The 225-nt window shown below is 53.3% G+C and carries 1 rRNA gene; it reads right to left on the bottom strand.

Annotated features, from left to right (window positions below):
- Positions 1–225: ribosomal RNA gene (locus tag ES017_RS16740) — 23S ribosomal RNA — on the bottom strand; the annotation flags it as partial.

The following is a 225-nucleotide window of genomic DNA, read 5'->3' as shown; positions in this document are numbered from 1 at the left end:
AGGCTTTCGGTGCAGAGGATTCTCACCTCTGTTTTCGCTACTCACACCGGCATTCTCACTTCTAAGCGCTCCACTAGTCCTTCCGGTCTAGCTTCGATGCCCTTAGAACGCTCCCCTACCGACGACGTAAGTCGTCCCACAGCTTCGGTGATACGTTTAGCCCCGGTACATTTTCGGCGCAGAGTCACTCGACCAGTGAGCTATTACGCACTCTTTAAATGGTGG

Source organism: Anoxybacillus sp. EFIL, assembly GCF_013096955.1.
Lineage (GTDB): Bacteria > Bacillota > Bacilli > Bacillales > Anoxybacillaceae > Anoxybacillus > Anoxybacillus ayderensis.
The sequence above is the reverse complement of the archived record's forward strand: the minus strand, read 5'-3'. Positions and strand labels throughout refer to the sequence as shown.